Below are 23,452 nucleotides of genomic sequence, written 5' to 3'. Positions count from 1 at the left end.
GTCCAGGGTCTTCGTCCCAAGCCCTACTCGTCTATCGTTCTTCCCGTCGAAACGGCTTCAGCAGCGCCGACGGCGCCACCCGCGTTGCGCGACATCACCGCCATGGCGACGATGGTGAAGATGAAAGGCAGCATCAGGAACGCCTCGTAGGGAATATGCCCGAGACCACTCGCCTGCATGCGCAACTGCAAGGCATCGACAAAGGCGAATAGCAGCGCGGCGCCCGCCGAGCGCCACGGGTCCCAGCGGCCGAACACGACCAGGGCGATCGCCACCCAGCCGCGCCCCGAGACGACGCCGAAGGTGAAGGCGTTGAACTGCGCCATCGACAGGAAGGCGCCGGCCAGCCCCATCAGCGCCCCGCCGAGAATGACCGCCTGGAAGCGGGTGACAATGACGCTGACGCCGGCGGAGTCGGCGGCGCGCGGGTTTTCGCCGACCATGCGCACCGACAGCCCCCATGGCGTGCGGTAGAGCACGAAGGCGGCGATCGGGATGGCCAGGATCGCCATGTAGACCAGCGCGAACTGGTTGAACACCGCCGGCCCAAGCACGGGAATCTCGGAGAGGACCGGGATCGCCAGCGTCTGAAAACCCTTGATGCTCGGCGGCACCGATTGCTGGCCGAAGATCAGCCGGTAGAGGAAATAGGCCAGACCCGACGCAAGCAGCGTCACGCCGATGCCGCAGACATGCTGGCTTAAGCCCAGCGCCACCGTGAACAGCGCATGCAGCGCCCCCATCAGCATGCCGGTCAGCACCGCCGCCAGGACGCCCAGCCATAGGTTACCGCTGAGGCTGGCGGCGGTGAAGCCGGCCATTGCCGACAACAGCATGATGCCTTCGATGCCGAGATTGAGCACGCCGGCGCGCTCGGAGAACATTTCGCCAAGCGTGGCGAAAGCCAAGGGCGTGGCGATGCGGATGATGGCGGCCAAGAAGCCGACCTGGAAGATCTGTTCGAACACCGCGCTCATTGGGCGGCTCCGACGCGGCGGATGCGATAGGCGGTGAACAGCAGCGCCACCAGCATGGCAAGCAGTGCCGTGCCCTGGATGACATCGCTGAGGAAGGCCGGCACGCCGGTCGCGCGCGACATCGCCTCGGCGCCGGTCATCACGGCAGCCAGGAAGATTGCCGCCGGCACCACGCCGAGCGGGTTGAGCCGCGCCAGCATTGCAACGACGATGCCGGAATAACCGTAGCCCGGCGAGATGTCGCTCATCACCTGAAAATGCACGCCGCCAACCTCGCCGACGCCGGCGAGCCCGGCTAGCGCACCGGACAGCAACGCCGTCGAGAGCAGCACCCGCTGGACATTGATGCCGCCATATCTGGCCGCTTCCGGATTTTCGCCGGTGACCCGGATCCGGAAGCCGAGCGTGGTGCGCACGATCAGGAACCAGATCAGCGGTGCCGCGATAAGCGCCACGATGACGCCGAGATGCAGCCGCGTGCCCTCGATCAGCACCGGAAAATTGGCCGAATCCTCAATCGGAGGCGAGATCGGATAGCCACTGAAACTATCCTTCCATGGCCCTTCGATCAGCGCCATCAGCGCGTAATAGATGACCGAATTGAGCAGCAGCGAACTGACGACGTCGTCGACCTTGAATTTCACCCGCAGCGTTGCCGGCACGAGCGCGACGGCTGCACCGGCCGCGGCGCCTGCCACTGCCATCACAAGCATGGCGAGCGGTCCCGGCATCGGGATCGCGCCGACGAAGCAGCTCGCCACCGCGCCGGCAAGCAGTTGCCCTTCGGCGCCGATGTTCCAGAATTTGGCGCGGAAGGCGACAGCCACCGCCAGCCCGGTGAAGATCATGGGCGCGGCGCGCACCAGCGTTTCGGTGATCGCATAGCTGTCGCCGAGCGAAGCCGTGAACATAACGCCGTAGGATTCGAGCACGCCGGCGCCGGCCAGCGCGACCAGGCCGCTGCACAGCACCAGCGCGGCACCGATCGCCAGCAGCGGCAAAGCCAGGTTGAACCAGGCTGGCGTCGAGCTGCGGACTTCGAGGCGGAACATCAGCTATGGCCCTCCGCCCCGGTCATCAGCAGCCCCAGCCGTGCGATCGTCGCCTCGGCGCTGGGAAGCGTGCCGGCGATGCGGCCCTCATACATCACCGCGATGCGGTCGCAGAGCACGAGCAACTCTTCCAGGTCCTCGCCGATGACGATGATGCCGCAGCCCTTGGCGCGCATGTCGAGGAATTTTTCATGGATGAAGCGGGCGGCTCCGATGTCGAGGCCGCGCGTCGGCTGCGAGACGATAAGCACCTTCGGATCGAAGGCGAGCTCGCGCGCCAAAAGCGCCTTCTGCAGATTGCCGCCGGACAGGGCGCCGGCGCGCGTCATCGGCCCGGGGCATCTGATATCATAGGCCTTGATCTGCGCCTCGGCGAAGGCCCGGATCGCATCCGGCTTGAGCAGGCCCTTGCTGCTGAAAGCGGCGGTGCCGATGCGCGGCAGCACCATGGAATCGGCGAGCGGCAAATTGGTGACCAGTCCCGTCGTCATGCGGTCTTCCGGGATGCGGCCAAGGCCCAGCGCCTGCACCTCGCGCGGCGAGAAGCGAGACACTTTCTGTCCCGCAATCGTCATCCGACCGGCATCGGGGGCGCGCACGCCGGAGATCACCTCCGCCAGTGCCCGCTGGCCATTGCCGGAGACACCGGCAATGCCGAGGATCTCGCCGGCGCGCACGGATAGCGACACATCGCGCAGCGGCGTGCCCGAATGGCTCGAGGTGGAAATGCCGTCGAGAGTGAGCACCGCTGCCCCCGGCGTCGACGGCCCCTTGGCCGGCGGCACGATCTCGTGGCCGCACATCAGTCGCGCCATTTCCGCCGACGTGGTGTTGGCCGGATCGTCGACGCGGCCGGCGACGCGGCCATGCCGCAGCACCGTGCAGCGGTGGGTGAGTGCGCGCACCTCGTTGAGCTTGTGCGAGATGAAGATGATGCCCAGACCCTGCGCCGCCATCGACCGCAAGGCCGAAAACAGACCGTCGACTTCGCTCGGCGCCAGCACCGCGGTCGGCTCGTCGAGAATCAGCAGTTTTGCGCCGCGAAACAGCGCCTTGACGATCTCGAGACGTTGCTGCTCTCCGACAGACAGCGCCGAGACCGGCAGGCTGGGATCGAGTGTCAGCCCGTGCTGGCGGCTGATTTCGGCCAACCGCGCCAGTCCGCCGGACCGGTCGATCCGTCCGGACTTGCCTGGTATGCCGATAAGCAGGTTTTCCAGCACCGTAAGCCGTGGCGCCAGGTGGAAATGCTGGTGCACCATGCCGATGCCCGCGGCCAGTGCATCGGCCGAACTGGTGATCCGCACCTTCCGGCCCTGGATGAGGATCTCGCCGGCGTCGGGCGCATAGGCGCCGAACAGCACGTTCATCAGCGTCGTCTTGCCGGCGCCGTTCTCGCCCAGCAAGCCGAGGATCTCGCCGGGCGCCACGCTGAGGTCGACGGCTTCGTTCGCCTTGACGGCGCCGAAACTCTTGGTGATGCCGTGCATTTCGATGAGTGGGGCGGGCAAGGGCGCTCCTGCGGAGATGGCTCTGCTTCACCCTCCCCCTTGTGGGGAGGGTCGGTTTGCGATCGCAGCGAAGCGAAGATCGTAAGACGGGGGTGCGGCGCCGAAGACCCCACCCCGCTCCGCTTCGCGGATCGACCCTCCCCACTAGGGGAGGGTAAGGAACTCAATCCGAAACCGGTGTGTTCTCGTCCACGTCGACGCGGAAATTGCCTTCAAGGATTTCGGCCTTCTTCTTCTCGACCATGTCCTTGACCTCGGCCGGCAGCGTCTTGTCGAACTTATGGTAAGGCGCCAGGTGAGAACCGCCCTTGGCCATGCGCGAGAAATCGCCATAGTCCTGCGCCGTGAAGACGCCGGCCTTGACCAGTTTTATGGCTTGTTCGACGGTGGGATACATATCCCAGACCGGGCCGGTAATGACGGTGTCGGGGCCAAGGCTCGACTGGTCGGACATATTGGAGATGGCGTAGATCTTTTTCTCCACCGCCGCTTCGATGACACCGAAGCGCTCGGCATAGATGACGTCGACGCCGGCGTCGATCTGAGCGACGGCCGCCTCCTTGGCCTTGGGAGGATCAAAGAAGGAACCGATGAAGGCGACCTTCTTCTTGATGTTCGGATTAACCTCCTTGGCGCCGGCGAAGAAGGCGTTGACCAGCCGGTTCACTTCCGGAATGCCCATCGCCGCGACGGCGCCGATCGTGCCCGACTTCGACATCTTGCCGGCGATCATGCCGGAGAGATAGGCGGGCTCGTGGATCCAATTGTCGAAGACGCCGAAATTGGGCTCCGCCGGCCCGGCGCCGGAGCCGAACAGAAAAGCAGTCTTCGGGAACTGCTTGGCGGTACGGCGCGATTCACGCTCGGCGGCGAAGGCATCGCCCAGCACCAGTTCATAGCCGCCCTGTGCATATTCGCGCATGACGCGGCTGAAGTCGGCGGTCTGCACCTTCTCCGACCATTTATACTCGATGCCGAGTTCCTTCTCGGCCTTCTGCAAAGCGACATGGATCTGGTTGTCCCACGGCTCCTCGATGGGCGTGGCGAAGATCGCCGCTACTTTCAGCTTCTTGTCCTTGGCGAAGGCGGCGCCCGGCAGCATCGCCGCGGCCAGGCCAAGCGCGCCCAGTTCCAGCACGTTGCGCCGCGAAAGGCCTTCGCGCGTTGAATGAGATTTGTTCTTCCGGTTTTCCATTGCAGTCCCCTCTGTTCGACAGCCGTGTCGAGCCGGCCGTTCTAAAAATCAGACGAGGAACTATGGAACGGGTCCGGACTTTTGTCCACATGGTCAAATTTGGCAGATCGATCATATCCACTCTCCTGGACTAGCCGGGAGAGCGGTTGTTCAGACCCGTTCGAGCACGATGGCGATGCCTTGGCCGCCGCCGATGCACATGGTCGCCAGCGCATAGCGGCCGCCGCGTTCGCGCAGCTCCAGCGCCGCCGTGCCGGAGATGCGCGCGCCCGACATGCCCAAGGGGTGGCCGAGCGCTATGGCGCCGCCATTCGGGTTGACGTGCGGCGCATCCACCGCGATGCCGAGCTGGCGCAGCACTGCGATGCCTTGCGAGGCGAAGGCTTCGTTGAGCTCGATGACATCGAACTGTTTTGGCGTCAGGCCAAGCCGTGCGCACAGTTTTTGCGTCGCCGGCGCCGGGCCGATGCCCATGATGCGCGGCGCGACGCCGACGGCGGCCCCGCCGAGGATGCGGGCGATCGGCGTCAGGCCGTATTTCCTGGCCGCCGCTTCCGAAGCGACGATCAGCGCCGCCGCCCCGTCATTGACGCCCGAGGCATTGCCGGCGGTCACCGTGCCGCCTTGCCGGAACGGCGTCGGCAGCTTGGCCAAGGCCTCTATCGTGGTGCCAGCGCGGGGGTGCTCGTCCTTCGAGACGACAACCGGATCGCCCTTGCGCTGCGGAATGGTCACCGCGGTTATTTCCTTGGCCAGCCGGCCATTGGACTGCGCGGCGACGGCCTTGTCCTGGCTGCGCACCGCGAAAGCGTCCTGGTCCGCGCGGGAAACCGAAAAATCCTCGGCGACATTCTCGCCCGTCTCCGGCATGGAATCGACGCCATACTGACTCTTCATCAGCGGGTTGACGAAGCGCCAGCCGATCGTGGTGTCGTAGATCTCGGCATTGCGTGAAAACGCCGTCTCGGCCTTGGGCATGACGAAGGGCGCCCGGCTCATCGATTCGACGCCGCCCGCGATCATCAGCTCGGCCTCGCCGGCCTTGATTGCACGGGCGGCGATCATCAGCGCATCCATGCCCGAGCCGCACAGGCGGTTGACGGTCGAGCCGGGGATTTCCTTCGGCAGGCCGGCCAGCAGCAGCGCCATGCGCGCCACGTTGCGGTTGTCCTCGCCGGCCTGGTTGGCGCAGCCGTAGACAACGTCGTCGACCGCCTGCCAGTCGACGCCGGCATTGCGCTCGATCAGTGCCTTCAGCGGAATGGCGCCGAGGTCGTCGGCGCGTACCGAGGACAGCGAGCCGCCAAAGCGGCCGATCGGCGTGCGGATATAGTCGCAGATATAGGCTTCGGCCATGTCAGTCAGCTCTCCCGTTTCCCTCATGCGCCGCCTTGGTGCGACGCGTGCAGGTCGCGCAATGTCGTAGCTCGGTTCGCTTGGCGCCGGCATTTCGTCAAGCGCCTGCGCGAACTTAACCACCCAGCCACAGCTCTCCTGCCCCTGCTGGCGAATCACGCTTGGATGCAGCGCCACGATCAGCGGGTTGGCCGCGAGCTCAGTGCTTCATCCGATCTCTCATCGCATACCACAGCATTCCCAGCACATAGAGCGGCCCGCGCAGCGCCGTGCCTCCGGGGAAGGGCATCGGGGTCAGCGTCGAGAACAGGTCGAGCCGCGAGGCGTCGCCGGTGATGGCTTCGGCGAGCAGCTTGCCCGACAGCGTCGACAGGATGACGCCCTTGCCGGAATAGCCGTGCGCGTAATAGACCTCGCCATAGTGCCCGACATGCGGCAGTCGCGACGTCGTCACCGACACCAGCCCGCCCCAGGCATGGTCGATCCGGCAGCCCTTGAGCTGCGGGAAGGTGCCTTCCATGTGCGGCCGCACGAAACCGGCAATATCGGCCGGCGGCGACGGCGTGTAGCGCTCGCCGCCGCCGAACAGCAGGCGACCGTCGGCCGACATGCGGTAATAGTTGACGACGAAGCGCGTGTCGGACACCGCGACATTGGCAGGAATGACGTTGCGGGAGCCCTCCAGCGGCTCGGTGGCGACGATGTAGTTGCCGACCGGCATGATGCGGCTGTTGACGCGCGGCTCCAGCCCATTGAGCAGCGCGTCGCCAGCCAGCACGACATGCTTTGCGCGCACCGATCCTTTTGACGTCGAGACCCGGATCGAAGGCTCGCGCTCAAGCCGCACGGCCACCGAATTCTCGTGGATGACGACGCCGGCCGCGCTTGCAGCGCGGGCAAGCCCGAGCGTGTAATTCAAGGGATGCATGTGGCCGCCGAGCGGCTCGTACATCGCGCCGTGATAGGGCGTGTCGACCTTGGCCCGGGCCTGCGCCGCCGACAGGATCTCGAGGTCGCGGAATTTCATCACGCTCTCGAGGCATTTTGCCTCTTCCTCCAAATCCCTGAGATCGGAGCCGTTGACCGCGCCGACCAGATGGCCGGTCAGCCTGAGATCGCAGTCGATCGTATGGCGCTCGATAATGTCGAGCACCAGGCTGCGCGCCTCGAAGGCGAGATCGAACAGCGCCTTTGCCCGTTCAGGCCCATAAAGCTTGACCAGGCCCTTGGCGCCCTTGCGCAGGCCGGGGATCATCTGGCCGCCATTGCGGCCCGAAGCGCCCCAGCCAATCTTGCCGCCTTCCAGCAGCACCACCTTCAAGCCGCGTTCGGCGGCGTGAAGAGCGGCCGACAGACCGGTGCAGCCGCCGCCGACGACCACCAGGTCGGCCTCGACATCGCCGATAAGTGCCGGATGGTCCGGCGCCGGATTGGCGGTGGCGACATAGTAGGACTTGCCGATGTCGAGACCGGAATTGAAACCCGTTGAAGATGCCATGATCACACCTTCAAGAGCAGGTTGTCGCGTTCCCAGCTCGTCACCACGCTCTGGAACAGGTCGAGCTCGACGCTTTTCACGCGCAAATAGGTCTGGAAGAAGTCCTCGCCGAGCAGTTTGCGCACCGGTTCACAGGCCTCGAAACGATCCAGCGCCTCCTCCATCGTTTTCGGCAGCGTGCTCTTGATCTTGTAGGCATTTCCGGATGCTTCCGCCGAGCGCGCCAGCTTCTGTTCGACGCCCAGATAGCCGGCCAGAAGCGAGCCGGCGATCGCCAGATACGGATTGCAATCGGCACCCGGCAGCCGGTTCTCCACCCGCCGCGCGGCGCGCCCGCCGGCCGGCACGCGCAGGCCGCAGGAGCGGTTGTCATGCGACCATTCGATGTTGGCCGGCGCACTGTGGTTCGGTCTAACGCGCCGGAACGAGTTCACGTTGGGCGCGAACAGCGGCATGATTTCGGGAATGTATTTTTGCAGGCCGCCGATGAAATAACCGAACATCGCGGTATCGGCATCGTCACTGCCGGCAAACAACGTGTTGCCGGCCTCGTCGATGACGGACATGTGCAGGTGCATCGAGCTGCCGGCCTGTGCGGCGATCGGCTTGGCCATGAAGGTCGCATACATGCCGCCTTGCTGGGCGGCCTGGCGCGTCAGCCGCTTGAACAGCAGCACCTTGTCGGCCAGCGGCAGCGCGTCGCCATGCAGGAAGTTGATCTCCAACTGCCCCGGTCCCGATTCATGGATCAGCGTGTCGAGAGGCAGCCCGGCGATCGCAGCATAGTCATAGATGCGCCGAACCACCGGTTCGTATTCCTCGAGCGCCGCCATGTCATAGGGATGCTGCACGGCCTCGGCGCGGCCATTGCCGCCGGTCGGCGCGGTCAGCGGCTTGTCTGGATCGGGATTGGGCGCGGTCAGGTAGAATTCGAGCTCCGGCGCCACCACGGCCCGCCAGCCGCGCTGCCGGTAGAGATCGAGCACGGCGCGCAGAACATGGCGCGGCGAGGCCATCCATGGCCGGCCGTCCATGTGGAAGGCGTCGGCGAAGACGTAGGCCTTGCCAGCGCCGGCGCCCGGCGCCAGGCAAAGCGTCGAGACATCGGGCACCATGCGCATGTCGGGGTCCGAATACGCAAAACCCTCGTCGATGGAACCGGAATAGCGGCCGTCTATGCTGACCAGGAAGGCGCTGCTCGGCAGATAAAGCGCACGGTCTTCCAGCGCCTTGAGGAATTTTGCCGTCGGCAGCGCCTTGCCGCGCAGCACGCCGTTCATGTCGGGCACAAGGCATTCGACCTCGTTGATGCCGTGCTGCGCCAACCAGGCCTTGGGATCGGTGGAGGGCGCGGTATTCGTGTTCTTCTCAACCATTTCGTTCAAGTCCGTATCAGAGAGAGTATGGCTTGCGCGACCACGTCCGTTCCGGGGTTCAGCGCCATCTGGGCTGCATTTCCCTTGAGGCGGGCGCGCATGGCGTCGTCGGCCAGAAGGCCGGGAATGGCGCTCTCCAATACTCCTTCGGTCCAGCCGTCACGGCCGATATGATCGCCGGTGCCGGTCTCTTCGGCGCGGCGTGCATTGTCGTGGCCGTCCCGGCAATAGGGCATGATCAGCGACGCCACACGGAAGCGCAGCGCCTCAAAAAAGCAGTTGCTGCCGCCATGGTGGATGAAGAAATCCGACTTCGCTGCGGAAACCAGGGGTCGAGATAGATATTGTCGGGCACCGCTCGGTAGGCGTCGCGCAGGCCGCCGACATTGACGATGAAGCGCGCCGGCAGCTTGTCGGCAAAGACACCGGAAAGGCCGGGTTGGGAGATGAAGACGGGGCGGGCGCCCCGCACGGCCTGCGCGATGCCGACGCAATTCAACGCCGCGCCGAAGCCTGCTTCGGGAAACAGCGCGATGGTCGGGCTGGCTTTACGCGTCAATTATTTCCTCTTCATTCCGGCCGGCTGGTCATGCCGAACGGCGCGAGAGCGCCGTGGCCGGCCGCTTGCGGTCGCAGTTTGCGAGAGCCGCAGATGGACGCGAAGCAGATCGGCAGTAACCTAATACTGCCGGCTTTCGAGCTGGTCGAGTGCTTTCAGACGTTCGCGCAGCGATTGCCGCAGCCGAAAGACATTGGCGACCACCGGCATAGATGCCGGCAGCCGCCGCAGCTTAAGGTGATCGGACAAGGCATCGGCCACGAAGCGATTGGCCGCAAACGCGTGTGAGGCCGGCTGCCCCGTTGTCGCTGGCGATGCTACGGCGTCGGTTGCATGGCAGCGGCCGTCTCGTCGATCTTGCCGGCAAGGACGCCTTGGGCCCAAGCGGTGACCTCGGCGTCGACGGGCTTGTTGGCCATATCGGTCAACGCCGCATCGAGCGTGGCCGGGTCGGTACCGACCGCCGCCGCGTCGACCACTTCCTGCTGGGCGGCGATCTGGTCCTGCAGAGCCGATATCTGTCCAGGCAGGGCCGCCTGCTCCTCGGGGGTCATCGCGGCGATCTGGTCCGGCGTCAGCGATGTCAGTGCGTCCAGCTGTGAATTCAGGGCATCCAGCTGAGTTTGTGCGACCTTGGCTTTTGCCGACTGCGTCACGAAGGCCTGAAGCGCAGCGAATTTCCTGCTCTTGGAATTCATATAGGCGTTGACGTTGCGCTGGAGCGAGTTCAGCCGGCCGAGCTTGGCGTGGAGGTTCTTTTCCTTGGGCAGGGACGAGACCTTTGTCTTCTTATCGACCGTGGTCATTGCGTCCGTTGTCGCCTTGGCTACCTGCCCGCGGGCCGACGAGGACTTGCCGTGCGCAGCGCCGCTGTTGCCGTGGGCGCCACCATTGCCATTGCCGTTGCCGCCGCTGTGACCACCACCATTGCTATGCCCGTTGCCGCCGGCTTCGGCGAGCGCCGGAGAAGCCAGAAGCGCCAGTGCGGCTAACGCCGCGAAAACAGTTTTCCGGTTTGTCATGATGTCTCCTCGGGAAACGCCGCCCTGCGCCCGCTGCTATGGTAAGTTCGTATGAGAAGCCGCTAATTATGCGCAGTAAACTTTGGACAAAGACTGTCTCAATAAGAGAGCTGGGCAACCTGTCGGCACAGTAACTTGTTGATGTTCAAAGGAAACCTATGTCTTTGAACGGCTGCGGTACTGAAGTCCCATGCCGGTCGGACCATGGTCCGAACTGTCGGTCAGAGTTGATTTCGGCGCTGCCGGCCGGCGACGCGGCTCTGGCCCAGAACGCGCAGGCGACGGCGCTTTTCACCAATCGGCCGAAGGCCCAGACGGCTGATTCAGCCGATGCTTTCGCCACCGTCGATCACCAACGCCTGGCCGGTCATGAAGGATGACCGATCGGACACGAGGAAGAGGATCGCCTCGGCGATCTCCTCGGCGCTGGCCCAGCGCCCCATCGGGATCTTGGTGCGGACATAGGCTTCGATTGCCTCGCGTCCGCCCATCTGGGCGATGAACGGTCCATTGAACGGCGTGTCGACCCAGCCGGGGCAGAGCGCGTTGACGCGCACATTGTGGCGGGCATAGTCGAGCGACATCTGCCTGGTCATCGCCACCACGGCATGTTTCGAGGTCGCATAGGCAATCATCTCGCGGTCGTAGAACACGCCTGAATTCGAAGCCGTATTAAGGATGACGCCGCCGCCCTGTGCGACCATCGATGGCATGACGATCCTTGCCGCCAGGAACTGCGCCCGCACATTGACCCGCCAGGAAGCGTCCATGCCGCCGGTCTCGACCTCGGTCAGCGTGCCGCCGACCTGGATGCCGGCGTGATTGTGCAGGATGTCGATGCGCCCATGCCGGTCGAGCGTACCGGCAAGGAGCTGCTCGACCGCGTTGTCGTCCGAGACGTCGGTGGCGACCGCCTCCGCCCGGCCGCCCGCGGCGCGTATATCTGAAGCCGTCGCCTCGCCGCTGGTCCGATCCCTGTCCGCGATGACGACCACCGCGCCTTCCCTGGCCATGATCATGGCGCCGGCGCGCCCGATGCCGGAACCGGCGCCTGTCACCACGGCGATGCGGTCTTCGAGGATCATGATGCGACCTTCAGTTTGACAGCTTGCGCTGGCGCAGCTGCCATTGGGCAAGCACCACGAGCAGGACGGACGCGACGAGCACGATCGTCGCGATGGCATTGATCTCCGGCGTCACCCCGCGCCGGATCGACGCAAAGACATAGATCGGCAGCGTCGTCTGCGCGCCGGCGACGAAGAAGGCGACGATGAAATCGTCGAAGGAGAAGGTGAAGGCGAGCAGGAAGCCGGCGACCACCGCCGGCATGATCTGCGGCAGGACGATCGAGCGGAACGTCGTCAGCGGCGTGGCGTAGAGATCGCTGGATGCCTCGACCAAGTTGCGATCAAGGCTGCCCAGCCGCGTGCCGACGATCATCGTCACCAGCGCCATCGAAAACAGGCCGTGCGCGGCGATGATCGAACCATAGCCGAGCGACAGGCGCGGCGGCTGATCGTCCGGCCAGATCGAGGCGAGGAACGGGTTGACGACGGCGAACAGCTGGACGAGTGCGACCAGTGTCGAAATGCCGATGACGACGCCGGGAACGACGATTGCGGCTCCAAGCAAGGCGTCGAAGACGGCGCGGGTCCGCACCCCGACGCGTGCCAGGCCGAGCGCGGCCGCGGTGCCGAACACCGCCGCAAGCAAGGCGCTGGTGGTGGCGATGAACAGGCTGTTCTTCAGCGCCTCGACCAGGAACGGGTTCGCCAGCGCCTTGCCGTACCATTGCACCGAAAAACCGGTGAACTCGCTGGCATGATGACCGGCGTTGAAGGAGAACAGCACGACCAGTGCGATCGGCAGGTAGAGGAAGGTGAAGACGGCAATGACGAACGCGCGCATCAGATCAGATCCACCCGGCGAGCGCCCGAGACGCGGGTCGAGATGCGGTTGGCGGCAATCAGCACCACCACCGAAACCAGCACCAGCGTGATCGCGATGGCCGATCCGAACGGCCAGTTGCGCGACTGCAGGAACAGGTCGACCAGCGCATTGCCGATGAAGAACACCTTGCCACCGCCAAGCAGCGTCGGGATCAGGTATTCGCCGAGCAGCAGGATCATCACCAGCGAGAAGCCGGTCATCACGCCGGGCAGCGACAGTTTCAAGGTCACGCCCAGGAAAGTGGAGAGCGGCGTCGCGCCGAGATCGGCGGAGGCCTCCAGCAGGCCGCGATCGAGCCGCTCGAGGCTGACATAGATCGGCAGGATCATCAGCGGCAGATAGCCATAGACGATGCCGAGCAGGACGGCGCCCGGCGTGTTGATGAGCCTGACATCCTCGATCCCGACAAAGGCGAGCAGCGCCGGGATGCCGCGTCCGCCCAAAATGTACATCCAGGCATAGGTCCGCATCAAAAGGCTGGTCCAGAACGGTATGACGACCAGCGCGAGCAGGATCAACCGCCAGCGCTGCGGCGCCCGCAGGGCGAGGTAATAGGCGACGGGATAGGCGACGAGCAGACAGGCGAGCGCGCCCACCGGAGCCAGCACCATCGTGTTCCAGAACGCGGTCGCCCGCGCCGGAAGATTGGCATATTGCGCCAGCGTGAAGGCCGCCTGATAGCCGCCCTCCGGCGCCCGCTCGCCGACGCTGAAGACGGCGATGGCCATGAACGGCAGCACCAGGAACACGACGAGCCAGGCGGCCGCCGGCCCGAGCAGCATGGCTGTCAGCAGATTTTTGCGAATGCCGCGCATCGAAGGATTGCCCTGGTGCCGGCGGGTCTGGGCCCGCCGGTCAAGTTGTCTCGAATGGGATTTGTTGCCCGCCTGGCTCAAGCCGACTTGAAGCGCGCCATCAGCTCGGCGCGGCCCGGATCGGTCAGCGTTGCCGCCGCGCCGAATTCCAGCGGCGTCAACAGGTCGGCCGCCGGATAGAGGATCGGATTGTCCAGCACCTCCTTCGGCAGCAGCTTGTTGACGCGGGCGTCGGTGGAAGGCGCGCCGTTGGCGAGGTGCTCCTTGACCGCGACCTGCGGGTTCATCAGATAGTTGAGCAGGGCGTAGCCGGCCGGCTTGTTCGGCGCGTCCTTCGGGATGGCGTAGAAGTCGGTCCAGATCTCGCCGCCTTCCTTGCCCAGCACATAGGCGATCTCCGGAATGTCGCGATGGAGCTGCGCACCGTCATTGGTCCAGCACATGGTCATCCAGGCATCGCCCGCGCGCATGCCCGGCTGGTAGTCGGAAGACACCGCGAACAGATGCGGCTTGACCTTGAGCAGCAATTCCTCGGCCTTGGCGAGTTCGTCCTGCTTCAGCGAGTTGAAGGAGTAGCCGTAATATTTCAGCGCATTGCCGATGGTGGTCAGCTGATAGTCGTGCACCATAGTGCGGCCGTCGCCCTCGGTCATGGCGGTGTCCCAGAATTCCTTCCAGCTCGTCATCGGCTTGGTCAGCTTCTTGGTGTTGACGGCAAATCCTGTCGTGCCCCAATTCTTCGGCACGGCGTAGATCGTGCCGTCGATCGTGCCTTCCGAGGTGAAGCGCGGGTCTTCCTGCGTGCCGTCGAAATTCGGCAGCTTAGCCATGTCCAACGGCTCGATGATGCCGAGCTTCTTGTAGGTCGAGATGGTGTAATTGGTCGGCACGAACAGGCTCCAGCCCGACGCCCCGGCCTGCAATTTGGCCAGCATCTCCTCATTCGAGCCGAACACGTTGACCTCGACGGCCACGCCTGTGTCCTTCTTAAAATTCTCGAAGGTCTGCGGGTCGTGATAGTTGGGCCAGGTGGCAATCGACATGCGGTCGCCGAGGTTCTCGGCGGCAAAGGCCGGCGTCGGCATGATGCCGATCTCGCGCGCCATCACCGCCGTCGCGATGCCGAGGCCGGTGAGGCCAAGGAAGCCGCGGCGGCCGATCGAGCCGCGCTTGAGGCGCATTAGCTGGTCGACGAAATTCTCGGGGCTTATCGGTAGTCCGTCACGATATGATTTCGACATGTTTTTCTACCCTCTGGTTGGTCCCGTTGTTCTTTGGATCCGCGAACGCCAACGGCGTTCCGGCGGCAAAGCCGATGGCGACGGGTTCACCCGGCTTGAAGAGATTGCCCTGGCCGATCATGTGGTCGGCCTTGGCCAGCAGCGTTCCGATGCCCTGGACCTCGACTGCGTATTCCGCCGTGGAGCCCAGAAAGATCCGGTTGCGGACGATGCCCTTGAGCGGGCCGCTAGTCGGGCCACCGAGACTGAGCGATTCAGGACGCAGGCTGACCGAAACGGTTTCGCCCTGCCGCAAATCCACCCGCTTGCGCGCCGCGATGACGGTGCCATCGGCCAGCTTCACATCCACCAGATCGCCCGAATGCCCTGCGACGGCGCCGCTCAAGAGATTGGTCTTGCCGACGAAATCGGCGACGAACAGGTCGGCCGGTTCGTCATAAATCTCGCTCGGCTGCCCAAGCTGAACGATGCGGCCGCCATTCATTACGCAGACGAAATCGCTCATCGACAGCGCTTCCTCCTGGTCGTGGGTGACCAGCACGAAGGTGATGCCGATCTCGCGTTGCAGGTTCTGCAATTCGATCTGCATGTCGGTGCGCAGCTTCTTGTCGAGCGCCGCCAGCGGCTCGTCGAGCAGCAGCACCGCCGGTTTGTTGACCAGCGCGCGGGCGAGAGCGACACGCTGCTGCTGGCCGCCGGACAGTTCGTGGACCTTGCGGCCGCCATAACCGGCGAGCCGCACCATTTCCAGCGCTTTGCCTGCCCGCAGGCCGATCTCGCGCGACGACAGCCGCGGTCGTGCCTGGCGCAACCCGTAGGCGACATTGTCGTTCACGTCCAGATGCGGGAACAGTGCATATTGCTGGAACACCATGTTGACAGGCCGCCTGTAGGGCGGCGTGTCGGCCATGTCCTGGCCGCGGATGAGCACCTTGCCCTCGCTCGGCTGTTCGAAGCCGCCGATCATGCGCAGGCAGGTCGTCTTGCCGCAGCCGGATGGTCCGAGCAGGGCGACGAAGGCGGAGGGCGGCACGGCCAGATCGATGCCGCTGACCGCGGTCACCGCGCCATAGCGCTTGGTGACGCCGCGAAACTCGATGTCGGGCACTGCGGTCAAGGCTGCGGGCTCCAGCGACAGGACGATGCGATTTCGGGACGCTACCAGAGCCAATGGCAGCTAGTATATACCTCGCAGGTGGTATATCTGACCTATTTTCTTGTTTAAGGGGGTATTGGATGTCCCGCAGCGACGACTACGGCCAGCTCGCCGCGCTGGTCGCGGCGACGCGGGAGACGAGCGGCGACGTCTTCGGCAGGGCGATGGTCGCTTGGCTGCGGCAGCACGTCGACTTCGATCATTGCGTGATCTTCGGCTACCGCGGCGCTGCCCGTCCGCCGTTGCTGTTCGAGACCTTCTCGTCGGCCGAGAGCCATGTCTTCGTCGCGCTCTATCAGGAAGGCCCATACCTGCTCGACCCGTTCCATCACGCGGCGGTCGAACGCAAGGAAGGGTTCTGGCGCATGCGCGAGCTGGCGCCCGACCGCTTCTACGCCAGCGAATATTTTCGCTCCTACTACAGCCAGACCAGGCTGGCCGAGGAGGTCGGCTTCTTCGTTCCGCTGCCGGGCAAGGATGCGCTGGTGCTGTCGCTGATGCGGTTGCGCGCTTCAGGTCCGTTCGGGACCGCCGACGCCAGACTGCTGCGCGACATGGCGCCGGCGGTGGTCGCCTTCGCCCGATTGCGCTGGCCCGCCCTTCCCGCCGACGAGCCGGCCGAGGCCGGGCAAGACGATGCATTGGCGGCGGTCAACGAGTTCGATCGCGCCCATATCTGGAAGAGCCTGTCCCTGACGCCGCGCGAAAAGCATGTCGTCGATCTAGTGCTGCAAGGGCATTCCACCGAATCAATCGCCCGGGCCATGCGCATCGTGCCGGGGACGGTGAAGGTCCATCGCCGCAACATCTATCGCAAGCTCAAGATCAAGTCGCAGGCCGGTCTCTTCGCTCGCTTCGTCGAAATCATCGACGCGCGGATAAGATAAGTCCAACGGCCTTCGACCACCTTTCTATCAGGGTCTTGCGCCAGCCTCCCAGGAGCCGGTCTCGGCCATCCGTTTCAGCAGCCGCGCCGGCTTGAAAACATCCTTGCCTGTCCGCTGATGCCAATATTCCAGCCGCTCGACGATCCTGGTCGCGCCTTCCAGACCGGCCCAGAACATCGGACCGCCCTTGCCGATGGGAAAGCCATAGCCGTTGACCCAGATGACATCGATGTCGGAGGCGCGGGCGGCTATCTCTTCTTCGAGGATTTTCGCCCCTTCGTTGATCAGTGGATAGTGCGTGCGCTCGATGATTTCTTCCGCGCTGATTTCGCGCGGCGCGATGCCCTTCTCGGCTGCCTTATCGCGGATCAACGTCTCGACCTGCGGGTCCGGGACCGGCATACGTGACCCGTTCTCGTAGAGATAGAACCCACGGCCGGTTTTCTGGCCGAAACGCCCCTGTTCGCACAACATGTCGGCGATCACGGCCGTCTGGCCTCGCGCCTTGCGGTTGCGCCAGCCAATGTCGAGGCCGGCGAGATCGCCCATCTGGAACGGCCCCATCGGCCAGCCGAAATCGGTGAAGGCGTTATCGATCTGGCTGGGCGTCGCGCCTTCCAGCAGCAAGGCTTCCGATTCGGAGCCGCGCGCGGCCAGCATGCGGTTGCCGACGAACCCATGGCAGACGCCGACGACGACGGCCACCTTGCCGATCTTGCGCGCCATGTCGACAACTGTCGCCAGCGCGTCCGGCGCGGTCTTGTCGGCCCGCACGATTTCCAGCAGCTTCATGACATTGGCCGGCGAGAAGAAGTGCAGGCCGAGCACGTCCTGCGGGCGCGAGATCGAGGCGGCGATTTCGTCGATATCGAGATAAGAGGTGTTGGTGGCAAGGATGGCGCCCGGCTTGGCCGCGGCGTCGAGCTTGCCGAACACCTCCTTCTTGACCGCCATGTCCTCGAACACCGCCTCGATGATCAGGTCACAATCGGCGAGGTCGGAATAGTCGGTAGAGCCCTTGAATTGAGCGAGGCGTTGGCGCCTGGCATCTTCGGTCAAGGAGCCGCGCGAAACGGAGACGGCATAATTCTTGTCGATCATGCCGAGCCCGCGCTGCAAGGCTTCCTCGCTGGTCTCCAATAAGGTGACTGGAAAACCGCCATTGGCGAAGGCCATGGCGATGCCGCCGCCCATCGTGCCGGCGCCGATGACGCCGACGCGGGCGATCCTGCGCCGGACAAGGTCCTTGCCCGGGATCTTTGCGGCTTCACGCTCGGCGAAGAACAGATGCCGCTGCGCCCGCGACTGATCGCCGGCAACCAGCTTCATGAATAGCGCGCGTTCGGCAGCCAGAGCTTCCTCGAACGACATCGTGACGGTGTTGCGCACCGCTTGCGCGCAAGCGATCGGTGCGTCGAGGCCGCGCGCCTTCCTGGCGAGATCCGCCGCCTCGGCATCGAAAGCGGCCAGCTCGGTTTTCTTGATCTCGTCATCGCGATCGCGCACCGGCGTGAACGGCCCGCCCTTGCGAGCGATCTCCCTGGCGAAGTTCACGGCATGCGTGATCACGTTACTCTCGAACACAGCATTGACCAGTCCGGCTTCATGCGCCTCATCAGCACCGACCAGCGCACCGGAAACGATCATCCTGAGCGCTTTGATCGCGCCGACGAGGCGCGGCAGTCGCACCGTGCCGCCGCCGCCCGGCAGCAGTCCAAGCTTCACCTCGGGCAGGCCGAGCCTGGCGTCGGCATCGGCAACGCGGAAGTGACAGCCGAGCGCCAGCTCCAGCCCGCCGCCCAGCGCGGTGCCGTGGATGGCGGCGACCGTAGGTTTGGCGATGGTTTCCAGCGTCCCAATGATGGCACGCAGCTCGGGCTGTTGCACCGGCTTGCCGAATTCGATGATGTCGGCGCCGGCGACGAAGGTCCGGCCCGCGCACGCGACGACAATGGCTCCGACCGATGCGTCGTCACGCAAGGCAGCCAGCGCGTGCATCAGTGGTTCGCGGACATGAAAGCTCAGCGCGTTGACCGGCGGGTTGTCGATGGTGACGATGGCGACGTCGCTGTCCCTGGCGACGCTGACAAAATTGGACAAGTTGACCCTCCCGACACCGGCTGCGATCCGGAGGGTTTACTAGGCTGCGCCGCGAATGGGAACCGCGTGCCGCACTGGCACAGGACTTGTCAGGACAGGCTGTAAGACGGCACGCTGGCGAGTTGCGGTTGAAGAGAAGCGAATATCACCGCACCGCCTTCTCCCCGCCTGCCGCCGTGATGACGCCGACGATGATCAGCCCGGTCAAGAGCAGGCGCACGCCGGCGCTGACGCCGAATGTGTTGAGCATGGTCAAAAGCAGCACCAGGAACAGCGCTGCGCCCCAAACGCCGGGGACATTGGCCTTGCCGCCGGCCACCGAGGTGCCGCCGATGACCACCACGGCGATCGAAGCCAGCAAATACTCGTTGCCGATATCGACATTGGCGCCGCGGAAATAACCGGCGAGCAGCGCGCCGTCGATGCCGCCGAGCGCGCCCGACAGCGTGTAGGTGAGGAAACGGACGCGGCCGACATTGACGCCGGCGAGCCAGGCGGCGCGGATGTTCTGGCCTATCGCCAGCACCGAGCGACCATAGATCATGCGCTGCAAGGCGATGGCCGCACAGATGGTAAACAGCACGGTGAGAACCGCCAGCACCGGAATGCCAAGAACCTGCCGGTTGGCGAAATCGGCAAAGCCCGGCGGCGGCTTGATCTGCAATCCGCGCCCATAGCTGATGTCGACCGACTGGATGATGAAGCTCGCCGACAAAGTGGCGATGATCGGCGGTATTCGCAGTGCCCAGATCAGCAGATAGTTGACGGCGCCGATAGCCGCACCACAGGCAAGCGCAGCCAGCAGCCCGACCACGATCATGGCATCGCTGCCGCCCATCACCTTCATGGCCACCGCGCTGGCGAGCCCGATATTGGCCGGCAGCGACAGGTCGACATTGCCCGGCCCAAGCGTGATGACGAACATCTGGCCGACGCCGACGATGACGGTGAACACGGCCAGCGACAGCGCGGCGGTGACCATGCCGCCGGCGCCATAGCCGCCGGTGAAAGCGATGGTCGCCAGCCACACCACAAGCGCGCCGACGAACGACCAGATCCAGGGTTTGGCAACCAGCGATCTAACCAGCGCCATCGCTTACCTCTCCTTACGGCTGATCAGCACCCGCGCCGCCAGCACGATGATCAGGATGGCGCCGTTGGCCGCCACCTGCCAGTCGGGCGGGATGTGCATGAAGGTAAGCAGCGGCGATGCCGCCAGCGCCAGCGTCAGCGCGCCGATTACCGCTCCGATCGGCGACACGCGGCCGCCGACGAATTCGCCGCCGCCGAGGATGACGCCGGCGATCGAAAGCAGCGTGTAGCCATTGCCGATATTGGCATCGGCCGAAGTGGTGATGCCGATCAGCGCCATGCCGGACAGCACGCCGAACAGACCCGTCAGCGCGAACAACACGACCTTGGTCTTGAGCAGCGACCAGCCGGCGCGTTTGAGCGCAGCCGGGTTGCCGCCCGAGCCGCGCAGAATCACGCCATAGGAGGTGCGCATCAGGCCGAAATGGACGATGAGGCCAATCAGCAGCGCCGCGATGATCGGGAAGGGCACAAAGGGCGGCTTGAACGCCATGATCGCCAGCAGCCAGTCCGGCGCCTTGCCGCCGGGCTTGGGCAGCACCAGGATGGCCAGCCCCTGCCAGACGAAACTCATGCCCAGCGTCACCACGATCGATGGCAAATTGCGCAGATGGATCAGCGCGCCGAGCAGCGCATAGACGCCGATCGATCCGAGCAGGACGAGGACGCCGATGAGCGGTGCGTCCTTCAACCAGGTCGCGGTAACGCAGCCGACGAAACCGACAAAGGTGCCGATCGACAGGTCGAGCTCGTTGCCCGATATGACGAACATCTGCGCGATTGTCGCCAGAGCGATCGGGATCGCCAGGTTGAGCATCAGGCCGAAGCCGAAATAGCTGATGGCGCGCGGATTGAGCCACGCGATGGCGAGCAGCACCAGCACCAGCGACAGCGCCGGCAGCAGTCCGCGCAGCAGGCGCGCGCGCGCCGCTCCGCTCCCAAAGGTCTTCGAACCGTTTTGAACAGAGACGGCCGTCATCTCAGGCCGCGTCGCCGAAGGAGGACTGGATGATCTTTTCTTCCGTCAGCTCGTCGCGCGTCAGATTGGCGACGATGCGGCCGTTCTTGAAGACATAGACATGGTCGCAATTGTCGAGTTCTTCCGTTTCCGTGGTGTACCAGAGGAAGGTGCGGCCCTTGCCGGCCTCCTCGCGCACGAGATCGTAAACCTCGAGCTTGGTGCCGATGTCGACGCCGCGCATCGGGTCGTCCATGAGCACGATCCCGGCATCGGAGCCGAGAGCCCGGGCGAACAAGGCCTTCTGCTGGTTGCCGCCCGACAGCGAAAAGATGTTGTTGTTCATATCCGGCGTGCGGATGCCGATCTTCTTTTGCCAGAACCCGGCCAGTTCGGCCTCGCGCCGAGGCGAGATCAACAGCCCGTTGCGCAGCCGAGCCAGCGAGCGGATGCCGATATTTTCAGCGATCGACCACTGCGGGAAGATGCCGTCCGCCTGGCGGTCGCCGGCCACAAGCGCCACCGGTGCGGTGACCTCGACGCCGGCCTTGGCGCGCGATGCCGCGGCGAAGATCGCCAGCAGCAGGTCGGTCTGGCCATGGCCGGCCAGGCCGGCAAGTCCGATGATCTCGCCGGCGCGGGCCACCAGCTCCTTGCCGTCCTGCTGCCGCGCCGGCCGTGCGCGCACGCGCAACGGGCCGGCCTCGGCTTTCCGGATTTCGGTGGCGGTCCTCCGATGTCCTTCGGCGCCGCCCATGGTGGCGACCAGCCTATCGCGGTCGAAGGCGTTCGCCGCGTCGGCGGCGACAACCTTGCCGTCGCGCATCACGACGATGCGATCGGCGTTCTGCAGCACTTCGCCCAGCACATGCGAGATGAGAATGCAGCTGCCGCCCGACGCGACGAAGCGGCGCACGAAGGCAAGCAGCTGACCCGCCGTGTGCGCGTCGAGCGAGGACGTCGGCTCGTCGAGGATAACCAGGTGCAGCGGCTCGCGGGTCAGCGTGAACGCGCGCGCCACCTCCACCATCTGTCGCCGTCCGATGGAAAGGTCACCGGCGATGTCGGCCGCCGAGATGCCATGGTCGGGAAAGATTTCGTCCAGCTTGGCCGTGATCAGCTCGGCCGCCTTGCGCCGCCAGCCGAAGCCGGTGAGCGAGGCGTGGTTGATGCGCGTGTTCTCGGCGACGCTGAGATTGGGGCACAGCGACAATTCCTGGAACACGCAGCGTATGCCGAGCTGCTGTGCCCGCGACACCGAGTAGTTCTCCTCGGCCTCACCATGCACGCCGATCGTTCCGCTGTCGGGTGTCAGCGTGCCCGCTACCATGTGCATGAGCGTCGATTTGCCGGCGCCGTTGTGGCCGACGAGGCCGACGCACTCGCCGGGCCCGACAGTGAAGTCGACGCCGCCAAGCGCGCGAACGGCGCCGAAGTGTTTTTCGGCGCCGTTCAGTCTGATGATATCCGCGTTCCCTTCAGGCATGCTCAACGATATCCGGTCGGCGATGCGCACGGCAACGCGTGTGCGACATTCACTTGATATTGGCTTTGATGGCCGCGATGGCATCTTCCTGTGTGTATTCGTGCGTGGCGACACCGCCCTCCTTGATCTTCGGCAGAGCGGCCTCGAAATCGTCCTGAGTGAAGGCGAGATACGGCACCAGCAGGTCGTGCGGAATGTCCTTGCGGCCATCGAGCACTTGCTGCGCCACCCAGAAGGCGAGCGTCGAGACACCGGGCGCGATCGAGGCCGACCAGGTCTGGTAGCCGTCCTTTTCCTTCTGTTCCTTCCACCATTTCAGCTCGTCCTGGCGGTTGCCCATGATGATGGTCGGGCGCGGCTTGCCGGCGGCGGCGAAGGCTTGCGCGGCGCCATAGCCGTCACCGCCCTGGTCGACGATGCCGACGATTTCGGGCAGTGACGGCAGAATGGTCGCGACCGCCTTCTGCGCCGTGGTCTGGTCCCAGTCGCCGGTCACCGAGCCGACGATCTTGAATTCGGGGTGAGCGGCGACGCCCTCGAGGATGCCGGCATGGATGGCGTCGTCGATCGACGTGCCCGCGAGGCCACGGATTTCAAGCAGGTTGCCGCCCTTGGGCTGGAACTTGGCCATCTGCTCGACTTCCTGCTTGCCCATGTCCTTGAAGTCGACCACGACGCGGTAGGCGCAAGGCTCGGTGACGGTGCCGTCGAAGGAGACGACGACGATGCCGGCATCGCAGGCCTGCTTGATGGCGCCGTTCAGCGCATCCGGCGAGGCGGCGTTGATGACGATGGCGTCATAGCCCTGCAGGATCAGGTTCTGCACCTGGGCGGCCTGCGTCGGCACTTCCTTGTCGGCGGTGGTGAAAACATCGGCCGCTGCGACGATCTTGTCGTCCACCGCTTTCTTGGTGACGATGCCGTAGCTGTCGAGCATAGCCTGCCGCCACGAATTGCCGGCGTAATTGTTGGAGAAAGCGATTTTCTTGCCGCTGGTGTCGGCAAACGCCGTACCGGCTGCGAGCACCGCTGCAAGGGTGCCCAGGACGAACAGTTTCTTCATGTCATACTCCTCCCGAGTTGCTGGTCTTGATGGCTGCTGGTGACTATCGCGCTTGCGTACCTGTTTTTTATCTATTCTCAGACAAAAGTGCAGAAGGCCGGCGAGCTGTCAACTGCAATCCATAAGATGCCGCTGATCACATTGCGGTGCGACGATTG

At 64.7% G+C, this 23,452-nt stretch carries 20 protein-coding genes and 2 pseudogenes; 2 read left to right on the top strand and 20 right to left on the bottom strand.

Features of this window, described 5'->3' with window-relative positions:
- Nucleotides 1–31 precede the first annotated feature (31 nt).
- From ACIU1A_RS27075 to ACIU1A_RS27035, 9 genes and pseudogenes are all read right to left on the bottom strand, one after another.
- Nucleotides 32–977 (bottom strand): annotated as a pseudogene (locus ACIU1A_RS27075) (ABC transporter permease).
- Nucleotides 974–2,029 (bottom strand): ABC transporter permease, encoded by a 1,056-nt coding sequence (locus ACIU1A_RS27070; RefSeq protein WP_404925692.1) that lies wholly within the window; start codon nt 2,027–2,029, stop codon nt 974–976. Before ACIU1A_RS27070 ends, ACIU1A_RS27075 begins: the two are co-directional and overlap by 4 nt.
- A gap of 239 nt (nt 2,030–2,268) precedes the next feature.
- A pseudogene (locus ACIU1A_RS27065) lies at nt 2,269–3,519 on the bottom strand (ABC transporter ATP-binding protein); the annotation flags it as partial.
- 184 nt (nt 3,520–3,703) lie between these two features.
- Nucleotides 3,704–4,735, bottom strand: a complete 1,032-nt coding sequence (locus tag ACIU1A_RS27060; protein ID WP_404925691.1) for a BMP family protein — start codon at nt 4,733–4,735, stop codon at nt 3,704–3,706.
- Between the two features lie 150 nt (nt 4,736–4,885).
- On the bottom strand, nt 4,886–6,091 hold the full coding sequence (pcaF, locus tag ACIU1A_RS27055) for a 3-oxoadipyl-CoA thiolase (RefSeq protein WP_404928025.1): 1,206 nt from the start codon (nt 6,089–6,091) through the stop codon (nt 4,886–4,888).
- 199 nt (nt 6,092–6,290) lie between these two features.
- On the bottom strand, nt 6,291–7,589 hold the full coding sequence (locus tag ACIU1A_RS27050) for an FAD-binding oxidoreductase (protein WP_181165198.1): 1,299 nt from the start codon (nt 7,587–7,589) through the stop codon (nt 6,291–6,293).
- 2 nt (nt 7,590–7,591) lie between these two features.
- Nucleotides 7,592–8,965, bottom strand: coding sequence for a glutamine synthetase family protein (locus tag ACIU1A_RS27045; protein WP_404928024.1), 1,374 nt, complete (start codon nt 8,963–8,965; stop codon nt 7,592–7,594).
- 5 nt (nt 8,966–8,970) lie between these two features.
- Nucleotides 8,971–9,294 (bottom strand): glycosyltransferase, encoded by a 324-nt coding sequence (locus ACIU1A_RS27040; RefSeq protein ID WP_404928023.1) that lies wholly within the window; start codon nt 9,292–9,294, stop codon nt 8,971–8,973.
- Nucleotides 9,204–9,524 (bottom strand): hypothetical protein, encoded by a 321-nt coding sequence (locus ACIU1A_RS27035; protein WP_224655810.1) that lies wholly within the window; start codon nt 9,522–9,524, stop codon nt 9,204–9,206. Before ACIU1A_RS27035 ends, ACIU1A_RS27040 begins: the two co-directional genes overlap by 91 nt.
- Nucleotides 9,525–9,617: 93 nt before the next feature.
- Here ACIU1A_RS27035 and ACIU1A_RS27030 point away from each other — a divergent pair, with 93 nt between their 5' ends.
- A complete protein-coding gene (locus tag ACIU1A_RS27030; RefSeq protein WP_404925690.1) occupies nt 9,618–9,812 on the top strand; it encodes a hypothetical protein in 195 nt (64 codons plus the stop codon).
- Nucleotides 9,813–9,841: 29 nt separating this feature from the next.
- Here the strand turns inward: ACIU1A_RS27030 and ACIU1A_RS27025 are convergent, their stop codons facing one another.
- The 6 genes from ACIU1A_RS27025 to ACIU1A_RS27000 form a co-directional block, all read right to left on the bottom strand.
- A complete protein-coding gene (locus ACIU1A_RS27025) occupies nt 9,842–10,546 on the bottom strand; it encodes a hypothetical protein (RefSeq protein ID WP_404925689.1) in 705 nt (234 codons plus the stop codon).
- 323 nt (nt 10,547–10,869) lie between these two features.
- Nucleotides 10,870–11,631: an SDR family NAD(P)-dependent oxidoreductase gene (locus tag ACIU1A_RS27020; RefSeq protein WP_140492572.1), complete on the bottom strand. Its 762-nt coding sequence runs from the start codon at nt 11,629–11,631 to the stop codon at nt 10,870–10,872.
- Between the two features lie 10 nt (nt 11,632–11,641).
- The gene (locus tag ACIU1A_RS27015; RefSeq protein ID WP_404925688.1) at nt 11,642–12,454 is read right to left on the bottom strand and encodes an ABC transporter permease; all 813 of its coding nucleotides are present in this window, start codon (nt 12,452–12,454) and stop codon (nt 11,642–11,644) included.
- Complete coding sequence (locus ACIU1A_RS27010; protein ID WP_404925687.1) at nt 12,454–13,311, bottom strand: ABC transporter permease; 858 nt, start codon at nt 13,309–13,311, stop codon at nt 12,454–12,456. The genes ACIU1A_RS27015 and ACIU1A_RS27010 overlap by 1 nt, the downstream gene beginning before the upstream one ends.
- A gap of 77 nt (nt 13,312–13,388) precedes the next feature.
- Nucleotides 13,389–14,552 (bottom strand): PotD/PotF family extracellular solute-binding protein, encoded by a 1,164-nt coding sequence (locus tag ACIU1A_RS27005; RefSeq protein WP_404925686.1) that lies wholly within the window; start codon nt 14,550–14,552, stop codon nt 13,389–13,391.
- Nucleotides 14,533–15,669 (bottom strand): ABC transporter ATP-binding protein, encoded by a 1,137-nt coding sequence (locus ACIU1A_RS27000; RefSeq protein ID WP_140513973.1) that lies wholly within the window; start codon nt 15,667–15,669, stop codon nt 14,533–14,535. The genes ACIU1A_RS27005 and ACIU1A_RS27000 overlap by 20 nt, the downstream gene beginning before the upstream one ends.
- Before the next feature lie 119 nt (nt 15,670–15,788).
- On the opposite strand from ACIU1A_RS27000, the gene ACIU1A_RS26995 reads away from it, so the two are divergent.
- Nucleotides 15,789–16,595: a LuxR C-terminal-related transcriptional regulator gene (locus tag ACIU1A_RS26995; RefSeq protein ID WP_404925685.1), complete on the top strand. Its 807-nt coding sequence runs from the start codon at nt 15,789–15,791 to the stop codon at nt 16,593–16,595.
- A gap of 27 nt (nt 16,596–16,622) precedes the next feature.
- On the opposite strand, the gene ACIU1A_RS26990 is transcribed toward ACIU1A_RS26995, so the two are convergent.
- From ACIU1A_RS26990 to ACIU1A_RS26970, 5 genes are all read right to left on the bottom strand, one after another.
- The gene (locus ACIU1A_RS26990) at nt 16,623–18,695 is read right to left on the bottom strand and encodes a 3-hydroxyacyl-CoA dehydrogenase NAD-binding domain-containing protein (protein ID WP_404925684.1); all 2,073 of its coding nucleotides are present in this window, start codon (nt 18,693–18,695) and stop codon (nt 16,623–16,625) included.
- Between the two features lie 145 nt (nt 18,696–18,840).
- Complete coding sequence (locus ACIU1A_RS26985) at nt 18,841–19,788, bottom strand: ABC transporter permease (RefSeq protein WP_404925683.1); 948 nt, start codon at nt 19,786–19,788, stop codon at nt 18,841–18,843.
- Between the two features lie 3 nt (nt 19,789–19,791).
- Nucleotides 19,792–20,766, bottom strand: coding sequence for an ABC transporter permease (locus ACIU1A_RS26980; protein WP_140559250.1), 975 nt, complete (start codon nt 20,764–20,766; stop codon nt 19,792–19,794).
- A 1-nt stretch (nt 20,767) separates the two neighbouring features.
- The gene (locus ACIU1A_RS26975) at nt 20,768–22,231 is read right to left on the bottom strand and encodes a sugar ABC transporter ATP-binding protein (protein ID WP_404925682.1); all 1,464 of its coding nucleotides are present in this window, start codon (nt 22,229–22,231) and stop codon (nt 20,768–20,770) included.
- Nucleotides 22,232–22,280: 49 nt separating this feature from the next.
- Entirely contained in the window at nt 22,281–23,294 is a 1,014-nt protein-coding gene (locus ACIU1A_RS26970) for an ABC transporter substrate-binding protein (protein ID WP_140662722.1), read from the bottom strand.
- Nucleotides 23,295–23,452: the final 158 nt, after the last annotated feature.

Origin of the sequence: Mesorhizobium maamorense, assembly GCF_044998965.1 — a bacterium.
Classification (GTDB): domain Bacteria; phylum Pseudomonadota; class Alphaproteobacteria; order Rhizobiales; family Rhizobiaceae; genus Mesorhizobium.
Note: the sequence above shows the minus strand (reverse complement) of the source record. Positions and strands in the feature narration are given on the sequence as shown.